The organism is Streptomyces misionensis, assembly GCF_007896895.1.
Lineage (GTDB): Bacteria > Actinomycetota > Actinomycetes > Streptomycetales > Streptomycetaceae > Streptomyces > Streptomyces misionensis_A.
Genome location: NZ_VOGW01000089.1, coordinates 1 through 9,689, shown reverse-complemented (window position 1 = coordinate 9,689; position 9,689 = coordinate 1). Strand labels below are relative to the sequence as shown.

The 9,689-nt window shown below is 72.9% G+C and carries 8 protein-coding genes; 3 read left to right on the top strand and 5 right to left on the bottom strand.

What is annotated here, in order from left to right; genetic code table 11:
* Positions 1 to 85 precede the first annotated feature (85 nt).
* Complete coding sequence (locus FRZ03_RS16160) at positions 86 to 2,056, bottom strand: MFS transporter (RefSeq protein WP_186785447.1); 1,971 nt, start codon at positions 2,054 to 2,056, stop codon at positions 86 to 88.
* 215 nt (positions 2,057 to 2,271) lie between these two features.
* Positions 2,272 to 4,959 (bottom strand): D-alanyl-D-alanine carboxypeptidase, encoded by a 2,688-nt coding sequence (locus FRZ03_RS16155; RefSeq protein WP_146465863.1) that lies wholly within the window; start codon positions 4,957 to 4,959, stop codon positions 2,272 to 2,274.
* 181 nt (positions 4,960 to 5,140) lie between these two features.
* Here FRZ03_RS16155 and FRZ03_RS16150 point away from each other — a divergent pair, with 181 nt between their 5' ends.
* The 3 genes from FRZ03_RS16150 (at position 5,141) to FRZ03_RS16140 (ending at position 7,385) form a co-directional block, all read left to right on the top strand.
* Positions 5,141 to 5,878: a GOLPH3/VPS74 family protein gene (locus FRZ03_RS16150; protein ID WP_146465862.1), complete on the top strand. Its 738-nt coding sequence runs from the start codon at positions 5,141 to 5,143 to the stop codon at positions 5,876 to 5,878.
* 267 nt (positions 5,879 to 6,145) lie between these two features.
* On the top strand, positions 6,146 to 7,003 hold the full coding sequence (locus FRZ03_RS16145; RefSeq protein ID WP_146465861.1) for a helix-turn-helix domain-containing protein: 858 nt from the start codon (positions 6,146 to 6,148) through the stop codon (positions 7,001 to 7,003).
* Between the two features lie 190 nt (positions 7,004 to 7,193).
* Positions 7,194 to 7,385, top strand: coding sequence for a DUF397 domain-containing protein (locus FRZ03_RS16140; RefSeq protein WP_146465860.1), 192 nt, complete (start codon positions 7,194 to 7,196; stop codon positions 7,383 to 7,385).
* 110 nt (positions 7,386 to 7,495) lie between these two features.
* Here the strand turns inward: FRZ03_RS16140 and FRZ03_RS16135 are convergent, their stop codons facing one another.
* The 3 genes from FRZ03_RS16135 to FRZ03_RS16125 all read right to left on the bottom strand — a co-directional run.
* The gene (locus tag FRZ03_RS16135; RefSeq protein ID WP_146465859.1) at positions 7,496 to 8,368 is read right to left on the bottom strand and encodes a MerR family transcriptional regulator; all 873 of its coding nucleotides are present in this window, start codon (positions 8,366 to 8,368) and stop codon (positions 7,496 to 7,498) included.
* A 72-nt stretch (positions 8,369 to 8,440) separates the two neighbouring features.
* On the bottom strand, positions 8,441 to 8,941 hold the full coding sequence (locus FRZ03_RS16130; protein ID WP_146465858.1) for a glutathione peroxidase: 501 nt from the start codon (positions 8,939 to 8,941) through the stop codon (positions 8,441 to 8,443).
* Positions 8,938 to 9,689, bottom strand: a 752-nt coding sequence (locus FRZ03_RS16125) for an ArsR/SmtB family transcription factor (protein WP_146465857.1), incomplete at its 5' end; no start/stop codon positions are given. The genes FRZ03_RS16130 and FRZ03_RS16125, both read right to left, overlap by 4 nt.

The following is a 9,689-nucleotide window of genomic DNA, read 5'->3' as shown; positions in this document are numbered from 1 at the left end:
GACCCAGGGTCCCGCCCTGCACGGACCCGCCGGGTCGTCGCCGGGGTGGCTCGCGCGGTATCCGCGATAGCCCCGGCGGCGCGCGTCACTTCAGGGCGTCGGGGCACGGCGTGCCGCGCGGCAGCTGGTACGGGGCCGCCAGGCGGTACGTGCCCGCGCGCGGGGCGATCAGCATGGTCCACTTGTCGCCGTTGGTGTCCTCGGGGGTCTCCATCAGACAGCCGTTGACGTTGCGGTACCTCTTCTCCGTGCCCGGCGCCGACGGGATCGCCTGCGGGGCCTTCAGGCTCTTGCCGTGGGCGTCGACCACGCTGAGCCACGGCGAGTAGGGGATCCGGATCAGGATGCGCCCGGCCTTGCGCACCTCCAGCGTCATCTCGCCCTGCTCGGCCCGGTCCACCACCGCGTTCGGCTCGGCCAGCGGCGTCGGGTCGGTCACCCGGAACAGCTGCCAATTGGCGTCGCCCCAGATCTGCGTCAGATACGGCATCCCGCGCCGCAGCAGCTCCCGCTCGCGCTCGCCGCCGTCCCCGTCCGGGTTGTCCCGGGGCAGCACCACGAAGTGCACGGCCCACCGCTGGAGCCACTCGTGGTAGTTCGCCGAGTTGAGCGTGTCGTCGTAGAAGAGCGGGTTGCGCTCCATGTCGGCCTGCCGGTTCCAGCCGCGCGCCAGGTTGACGTACGGCGCGAGCGCGGAGGCCTCGCGGTGCGAGCGCGCCGGGACCACCTCGACACGGCCCCGCTCGGCGCCGACCTTCTGGAGCTGGTTGACCAGCGGGGCCAGCTCATGGGCCCATGACGCGGTCGGCGTCGTGTGGATGATGTCGTCCACCGACTTGTAGCCGATCCAGCCGACGAAGCCCAGGAACGCCACCACGGTCGCGTACCACTTGCGCGACCTCGGCACCGTGAACGGCAGCGCCGCGATCAGCGTCGCACCCGCGAACAGCATCGGCAGCCGCGAGATGTTCGAGCCGATCTGCGAGCTGACCACCCACACCGCCACGACCGAGACGCTGTAGACGGCCGCCGTCAGCCGGACGGTGATCCACTTCTTCGGCACCAGGAACAGGCACAGCAGGCCGTACAGCAGCGGCAGGCTCACCGAGCCGATCGTCATCGGCTGGGTGCCGGAGAAGGGGAAGAGGAAGTACGACGCGGCCACCACCGCCGCGGGCGCGAGCCCCAGCGCCCACGCGCCCGGCCGCCGCTTCTGGAGGAACAGCGCGACCGCGACCAGGCCGACGAACAGCCCGGAGACCGGCGAGGCCATGGTGGACAGGCCGGCCAGCGGGGCGGCCACCGCGGCCTTCGCCCAGCGTCTGTGCCGCCACCGGTACGGCCAGCAGAACACGGCCGCCACCGCGCCGAGCGCGATCATCGTGCCGAGCCCGAACGTCACCCGGCCCGACAGCGCGTTGCACAGCAGCGCGAAGACCCCGGCGAGCGAGGCCCACAGCGGGTTCTTCACCGCCCGGCTGCGGATCAGGATCAGCGTCAGCAGGCCCGCCGAGACCGTCCCGGCGATCATCATCGTCGTCCGGACGCCGAGGACGGCCATCAGGTACGGCGACACCACGCTGTACGACACCGGGTGCATGCCCCCGTACCAGGCGAGGTTGTACGCCGAGTCCGGGTGCCGGCCGACGAACTCCGCCCAGGCGTCCTGCGCCGCGAGATCGCCGCCGCTGTTCGCGAACGTGAAGAACCAGATGATGTGCAGGACACCCGCGAGCGCGGTCACCCACAGGACGGGGTGGCGCAGCATACGGACGCGCAGGGGGTCCAGGGGAGCGAGGAGGCGCGCGAGGGCGCTTCCCGGCCGGGCGGTGGCGTCCGAGGGCGCTCCGGCACCGCCGTCCGCGCCCACTGCACCGCCGTCCGCGCCCACCGCGCGGCCGTCCGCCCTGGCGGGGCCGTCCGCGCCGGTACGGCCCTCGGCTCCGGTGCGTCTGTGCGCGCCGGTGTCCGCGTCAGGCGTGGACAAGCGTATTCGTGGGCCGGATCCCGGGCCCGGTTCGGCGTCGTCGGCGCGTGTCGGCTCCGCTGTGGCCACCTGAAGGCACTCCCCGTGTCCCGTCTTCTGTTCTCGGCCGTTTCCTTCGGTGTTCCCGGCCGCTTCTCGTCCAGTTCGCGGCCCTGTCCCGGGAACCGGCGACCTGCCCCGATTCGTGACGCTAGCACGCACCCCGCCACGGGGCTCCCGGGTGGGGCGCCGTGACGGGGTGCGCGCAGGGGTGGTGCGGTGGTGCGGGGGGTGCGGCGGCGGGCTCAGCCCAGGCGGGTGAGCTTCGCGCCGAAGCCCGGCTCGGTCAGGTCCTGGGCGAGGGCCACCGGGACCTTCACCCCGGCCGTCGTGCCGTCGCCGACGGTGAGCGTGCCGACCTCGGTGCCGGCCTTCGCGGTGTGCGGAACGGTGCCGGAGCTGAAGGACAGGTTCACCTTCAGGCCGGACCAGCCGACCGCGGTGACGTCCCGCGTGACCACGATCGGGGTGTGGCCGCCGAGCCGGTCGTCCACGTAGCCGACCACATCGCCCTTCTTGAGGATCTGTGCCGAGGTCAGCGCGTGCTCGGCGCCGAGCAGCGCGGTCTTGCTGACCTCGTTGACCGTGTCCAGGATCGAGGGCTTGTGCTGGCCGAGGATCGCGCCGACGACGGTGACCGTCTGCCCGCCGACCTTCTTGCGGGCGGCGAACAGCAGGTTGCCGCCGGCCGCGGTGGTGGTGCCGGTCTTGATGCCGATCGCGCCGACCCAGTAGGGCAGCGAGTTGTAGTTCGGCCAGTTGTGGCCGGTGGGGTCGGTCCAGCTGGCGGCGCTGGTGATGGCGACCAGGGCCGGCTGCTTGACCACCGCGCGGCCGAGCCGCACCTGGTCGTGGGCGGTGGAGACGGTGGTCTCCTTCAGGCCCGACGGGTCGGTGTACGTCGTGCCGGTCATCCCCAGCTCCTTGGCGGTGGCGTTCATCTTCTTCACGAACGCCGCCTCCGAGCCCGCGTCCCAGCGGGCCAGCAGCCGGGCGATGTTGTTGGCGGAGGGGATCATGACGGCCGACAGGGCCTGCTTCTCGGTGAGATAGTCACCGGCCTTGACGGTGTTGAGGGTGGACTCGCCGCTCTTGTTGTAGCCGCCCTCCTTCTCCGCCGTCGGGTCCACCTTGATCTTCGGGCCCTCCTGGCCCTGCTTGAGCGGGTGGTCGCGCAGGATGATGTACGCGGTCATGGTCTTGGCGACCGAGCCGATGGCGACGGGCGTCTGCTTGCCGAAGTCGCCCATGGTGCCGAGGCCGTCCACGTCCATCCAGCCCTGGCCCTCGTTCGGCCACGGCAGGTTCACCCGGCCGCCGTCGAAGGTGTAGCTGTCCTTCCCGGTGAGCGCGAGGGTGGGGGACGGGAGCGGGCGCAGGGCCTGTACGACCGCGAAGACGATCACCAGGAGCAGGACCAGCGGGGTCCAGATCTTGACCCGCCGCACAAGGGTGCGGACCGGGGTCTCCGGAGGCGGCGGCGTGTTGGTCAGCTCGGCGAGGAGGTCCAGCGGGGGCTTCGGCGGCAGCGGCTGCTGGGTGGTGCGCTCGGGGCCGACCTGGGGGACGGCGGTGGTCTTCTCGTCGGCGGGCTTCGCCTTCGCCTTGACGTCGTCCTTCAGCGCGACGAACTTGCTGGTGCGCTCGGCGTCGGACTCGGCGGGCCGGTCCTTGCCGCCGACCTTGAGCATGGTGGTGGGCTGGTCGACCTGGTCCGGCTTCGGCTTCGGCTTGACGGCCTTGAAGGCGGTGGTCGGCTGGTCGACGCCCGCGGCGGGGGCGTCCTCGGCGGCGTCCTCGGCCTTCTTCGCGCCCGCACCGTCCGCGGCCGGCTTCTTCGGCTCCTCGCCGCCGTCGGCGTCCGCGTCGCCCTCGGCCGCGGCGGAGGGGGAGCCGGGGGCGTCGTCGGTGTCGGCGGGCCGGTCCTTCTCCGCGTCGGCGTCGGCGTCGCCCTTGGCCGCGGCGGGGCCGGCCTCGGCGTCCGCGTCCGCGTCGTCGGTCCTGGTGTCGCTCTCGGCGTCGGCGTCGGCCTTCGCGTCGGCGTCGGCCTTCGCGGTGTCGTTCTTCGCGTCGGTGTCGGTGTTCGCCTCGACGTCCGCGTCGTCGCCCTCGGCCTCGGCGGAGCCCGCCTCGGCCTCCGCGTCCGCCCCGGCCGCCTTCCCGTCGCCGTCCCCGGCCTTCCGGCCGCCCTCGGCCTCCGCGCCCTTCGTCTCGGTCTCCGCGTCCTCCGCGTCGTCCTGCGCGTCCTCGGCCTCCGCCTCGACCTCGGTCTCGGTCTCGGCCTTCGCGTCGGACTCGTCGCCCGCCTCGTCCTCCGACACGGCGTCAGCGTCCTTCGTCGCACCGGAACTCGAAGCGACCGCGTCCTTCGGGCCGGCGCCCGCCTCGGCGGCGTCGCCCTCGGTCTCGGCGCCCGCCTCCGCGTCGCCCCCGGCCTCCGCGCCCGTCTCCGCCGCGGCCGTCGCCTCCCCGGCCCCGGCACCCTTCACGGCCCCGTCCGCGTCCTTCCCGGCCCCCTCGGCGGCCTTCCCGGCGCCCTCCGAGTCGTCCCCGGACCTCTCCGAGTCCTCCGCGGCCCCGTCCGCGTCCTTCCCGGCCCCCTCGGCGGCCTTCGGGGACGCCTCGGCGTCCTTCTTGGCGCCCTCCGAGTCCTCCCCGGACCCGGCCCCGTCCGCCTCCCGCACCCACGAGGACACCGCGCGGTTCAGCGCGGTGTCCTCTTCGAGCGGCTCGGCGGCGCGGACCGAGAGGATCTTCGTCGCGGTGTCCGCGTTTCCGTTCGAGGAATCCTTTTCCCCGGCTTCCCGGGCGACCGCGAGGCGCGGATCACGCGCCTCGGGAACCGAACCCGCGCTCCCCGACGTCGCTCCTGCCGACGACTGACGCTGCTTCGACTTGTCGGGGGACTCGCCCGCCACCGATGCCTCCTCCATGCGCCGCACGCCCACGCGCGCGCCCTGTCCGAACCATGTACCAGTGTCCTGTGTGAGGGCTTGGCCCCCGTGGTAGACGAGAACGACATACCTACCGGTTCCCTCACGAACCGGTCACGCACCCTCGACAGACCAATGTGAGAGGGGTCACCCTGTCATTCATCCACGCGGGGAGGCATGGATGGGCAGGAGCCGCAGAACACTTCCGGAGGAGCTTCTGCTGCTGGCACTGGACCCGGCCACGGGTACCACTGCGCAGCCGCAGTCGCTCGACCTCGGTCTGGCCGGTGCACAGCTAGTGGAGCTGGCGCTGGCCGGACGGATAGCCCCAGACGGGGATCGTATCGCCGTGGTGGTGCCACGGCCGACAGGAGATCCAACTCTGGACTGCGCGTTGGAGTTGCTGCGAAGGCGCGGCGCTCCGGTACGCGCCGTCCACTGGATCGGCGGGCCCCGGCTGGGGCTGCGCCAGACGTACCTCTCGCACCTGGAGCGGTGCGGCATGGTCGCCGCCGTGCCCGGCCAGATGTGCGGGGTGCTGCCGACGACGCGCTACCAGGCGACCGACACCGCCATCAGCCGGGAGATCCGTGCCCGGCTGGACTCCGCGATCCGCACCGGCGTGCCGCCGGACCCGCGGACCGCGGCGCTCGCCGCGCTGGCGCACGCCGTCGGGCTCGGCAAGCACCTGTATCCGGGCAACGAGGGCCGCTCGTCCCGCTCCCGGCTGCGGGACCTGATCCGGCACGACCCGATGGGCGGACTCGTCGCGCACGCGGTGATGGACGTGCAGAACGGCGCCGCCGCGCCGCCGCGCCGCGGCCCGGCCGCACCGGGCCGCCCGGCCGCGCCCGAGCCCGCGCGCGGGGTGCCGATGCAGCCGCGCCACGGTTCCATGGCGCGCGCCGTGGCGCACTGACGCCGTAACACCCGCGCCCACGAACCCGGTTCGGGAGCCGCCGGTCCGAGCGGGGTGGCGGGACCCCTGTGGTCCCCTCACCCCGCTCGGCCGCATTCCCGTCCCCGGCGCACCTCGCGAACTGACGCCCGAACCGACGCCCGAACCGACGCGTACGCGTGCCGCATATCCCGCATTTCCCAGCGGTGACAAGCGCGTTGGTGGCAATCTGCTCAGCAGCAGATACGGAAAGTGTCAGTACAGGCAGCAGCCGGAGGTGCACGTCCTGTGGCGTCCAATGTCAATCCCACCGTCAGGCGGCGCCGGCTGGGCCAGGAGCTGCGCAGACTGCGCGAACAGAAGGGCATGACGGCCGAGGAGGTCGCCGAGCGCCTGCTCGTGTCGCAGTCGAAGATCAGCCGCCTGGAGAACGGCCGCCGCAGCATCAGCCAGCGCGACGTGCGCGATCTGTGCGGGGTCTACGAGGTCGAGGACCAGCGGATCGTCGACTCGCTGATGGAGATGGCCCGCGACTCCCGGCAGCAGGGCTGGTGGCACACCTTCGGGGACATCCCGTACAGCGTCTACATCGGCCTGGAGACCGACGCCGAGTCGCTGCGGGTCTACGAACCCCAGATCGTGACCGGCCTGCTGCAGACCCCGGCCTACGCCGAGGCGCTGGTGCGCGGCGCGCTGCCGGAGACGTCGAGCGCGGAGATCGAGAAGCGCGTCCGGGTGCGCATGCGCCGCCAGGACCGGATCAACGACCCCGCCAACCCGCTGCGCCTGTGGGTGGTGCTGGACGAGGCGGCGCTGCACCGGGTCGTCGGCAGCAGGCTGGTGATGCGCGAGCAGCTGGAGCGGCTGCTGGAACTGGCGGACCTGCCCCATGTCACCGTGCAGGTGCTGCCGTTCGAGGTGGGCGCCCACCCGGGCCTCAACGGCCAGTACGCGATCCTGGAGTTCACCGACACGGCCGACTCCAGCGTGGTCTACCTGGAGGGCGTCACCAGCGACCTCTACCTGGAGAAGGCGCAGGACGTGCAGAAGTACGCCCTGATGTACGAGCACCTGCGGGCGCAGTCCCTCAACGTGGAGGCGTCCCGGCAGCTCATCGACAGGATGGCGAAGGAGTACGCCCAGTAGGTCCCGCCACCGAGGGCGCGTGATCCTACACGGTGAGTGCGCCCGTGTGGAAGGAAGCCCTGGAATATGCCATCCGGTCGAGTGAACGACTCCTCCGGTCACGGGAGTTGCCCGGTAGCGTCGATCACGCCAATCGGTCATCGCGGTTGGCGTGAACCGCACTACCGCAAACTCGCACACAGGAGTGGACATGGCATTGATTCAGGGCGCTTCCGAGACGTGGATGAAGTCCTCCTACTCCGCGGGCAACGGCGCCTGCGTGGAGGTCAAGTCGCCCGCCGCGGCCGAGCTCGCCGTCCGCGACTCCAAGGTCACCGAGGGCCCGGTCCTGGCCTTCCCCGCCGACGCGTGGAACGCCTTCGTGGCCTCGGTGAAGGCGTAAGGGGCTCGCCCCTGACCCTCGCTGCCGAGCACCACAACCGCACATGCACCACCCAAGAGCCCTCTCGACCAGTCGCCGTCCTTGCCGAGAGGGCTCGCTCGTGCTCCGGCTCAGCGGGCCCGCACCGGGAACGCCACGTCGCACACCGGGTCCTCTGGTCCCGCCGCCGCCCAGTCGGCGAAGTAGACCTCCCGGCAGGGGCCGGCCGGCTCCAGGCCCTCCCGGGCCAGCCACTCCTCGACCGCCTCGAACGCGGCGAGGATCTGCGGATGCGCCACCTGCGCCTTGGTGATCCGGGTGTACGCCACCCGGGCCGCCGGCTCCACCCGCACCCGGATCTCCCGGGCCCGGCCCTGCCGCTCCGCCCAGGCCCGCGCCGCCGCCTCGTCGGCCACCGGCACGCAGGCCTCGGCGGGCCCGTCGCTCTCCATCGACACCTCGGCGTGGTAGACGACGAACGGCGCCCCGGCGACGCCCCCGCACTCCCGGGCGGCCGCCTCCAGCCGGCCCAGCGACGCGCCGATCCACGCCGGCAGCTCGTCCGCCAGCGTGTGCCGCTTCTCGGTGAGCACCACCCGCGCCGGCACGTCCACCGTCTCGATCACGAACTTCCCGTACATCTCGGAGCTCCTCCCCGACAGCCGTCCACGGAGGTACCCGACAAGGGTCCGCTGCCCGGCCACCCGGGCCTCCACGTCCGCCCAGTAGGCGGCCAGCAGCCCGGCCGCCTCGGCGCCCTCGGCCCCGATCACCTCGGCGATCCGGGCCAGCGGCATGTCCAGCTGCCGCAGCAGGGCCACCAGACGGGCGCGCTCGACCTGGTCGGCGCGGTAGTAGCGGTAGCCGCTCGCCTCGTCGACGTACGCCGGGGCGAGCAGGCCGAGCCGGTCGTACAGCCGCAGGGCCTTGGCGGACAGCCGGGCCCGCGCGGCGAACGCGCCGATGGTGAGCGGTTCCTCGTGCACCGTGTCATCCTCCGTCACCGGGCGGTTCCTTCCCGCCCGGCGACAGGGACGCTCCGCCCTGCCCCAGGGGCAAGGTCAAGGGGTGGCGGTTCAGCCGAGCTGCGCCTCGATCGCGGCCACGACCTCCGCCGACTCCGGCTCGGTCTGCGGCGAGAACCGGGCGACGACCTCGCCGTCCCGGCCGATCAGGAACTTCTCGAAGTTCCAGCGGATGTCCCCGCTGTGACCCTCGGCGTCCGCGAAGCCGACGAGACGCTCGTACAGCGGGTGCCGGCCCTCGCCGTTCACCTCGACCTTCTCGGTGAGCGGGAAGGTCACGCCGTACGTCGCCGAGCAGAACTCGGCGATCTCCTCGGCGGTGCCGGGCTCCTGCCCGAGGAACTGGTTGCACGGCACGCCGAGCACGGTGAAGCCGCGTCCGGCGTACCGCTCCTGGAGCTTCTCCAGGCCCGTGTACTGCGGGGTCAGGCCGCACTTGGAGGCCACGTTCACGATCAGCACGGCCTTGCCCGCGTACTGCGGGAGGTTCGCGGCGCCGCCGGTGAGGGCGCCGATCTCGACATCGAGCACGGTGTGGTCAGCAGTCGTCATGGGCGTGATGGTATGCGCCCGGCGGGTGAAGCGGCGGCGTCCACCAGCACGTCCCCCGCCGCCGTACGGCCGTACAGCACCGCCCGCCCGGCCCGTTGCCGCGTCACCAGCCCGGCCTCCCGCAGCACCTTCAGGTGGCGGCCCACCGACCCCAGCCCCTGTCCCGTCACCGCGGTCAGCTGGGTGGTGGTCAGCGGGGAGCCGAGCAGCACCAGGACGCCCGCGCGGGCCGGCCCGAGGAGCGCGCCGAGGCCCGCCGGGACGGCCCGGTCGCCGGTGCCGGCGAGCACCCCGGCACAGGGGTAGACCACCGCGTAACGCTCCCCGTCGTCCCAGGACACCCAGCCGTGCCGCTGCGGGGTGACCGGCACGAAGACCATCTCGGCGCCGGATATCTCGCGCGGCGGGTACTCGTGGTGGTTGATCTGGAACCGGTTCTGGCCGAGCCACCGGGTGCGCCCGGGCCGCAGCGAGTCCAGCACGCTCGCCCAGCCGCCCCGGCCGGCCTGCGCCGTGCGCGCCACCACGTCCGCCTCCAGCACCCGCCGCTGCCGCGCCCAGTACGGCCGTACGGCCTCGCGCCACACCCACTCCAGGAGCGCGGCCGCCCGCTCGGGCAGGTCGTCGCGGTCCAGCGCGGTCGGCAGCGGCCCGGCGAGCGCGGTCCGCAGGTGCGCGCGGGCCAGCTCCGGCGCGACCGAGCGCACCCGGGCCACCTCGCGCGCGAACTCCTCGCCCTCCCGCGGCG

Bases quoted from the DNA above. Each gene is read 5' to 3' on its own strand.
- FRZ03_RS16155 (WP_146465863.1), bottom strand. From the start codon at position 4,959: ATGGAGGAGGCATCGGTGGCGGGCGAGTCCCCCGACAAGTCGAAGCAG.
- FRZ03_RS16150 (WP_146465862.1), top strand. From the start codon at position 5,141: ATGGGCAGGAGCCGCAGAACACTTCCGGAGGAGCTTCTGCTGCTGGCA.
- FRZ03_RS16140 (WP_146465860.1), top strand. From the start codon at position 7,194: ATGGCATTGATTCAGGGCGCTTCCGAGACGTGGATGAAGTCCTCCTAC.
- FRZ03_RS16130 (WP_146465858.1), bottom strand. From the start codon at position 8,941: ATGACGACTGCTGACCACACCGTGCTCGATGTCGAGATCGGCGCCCTC.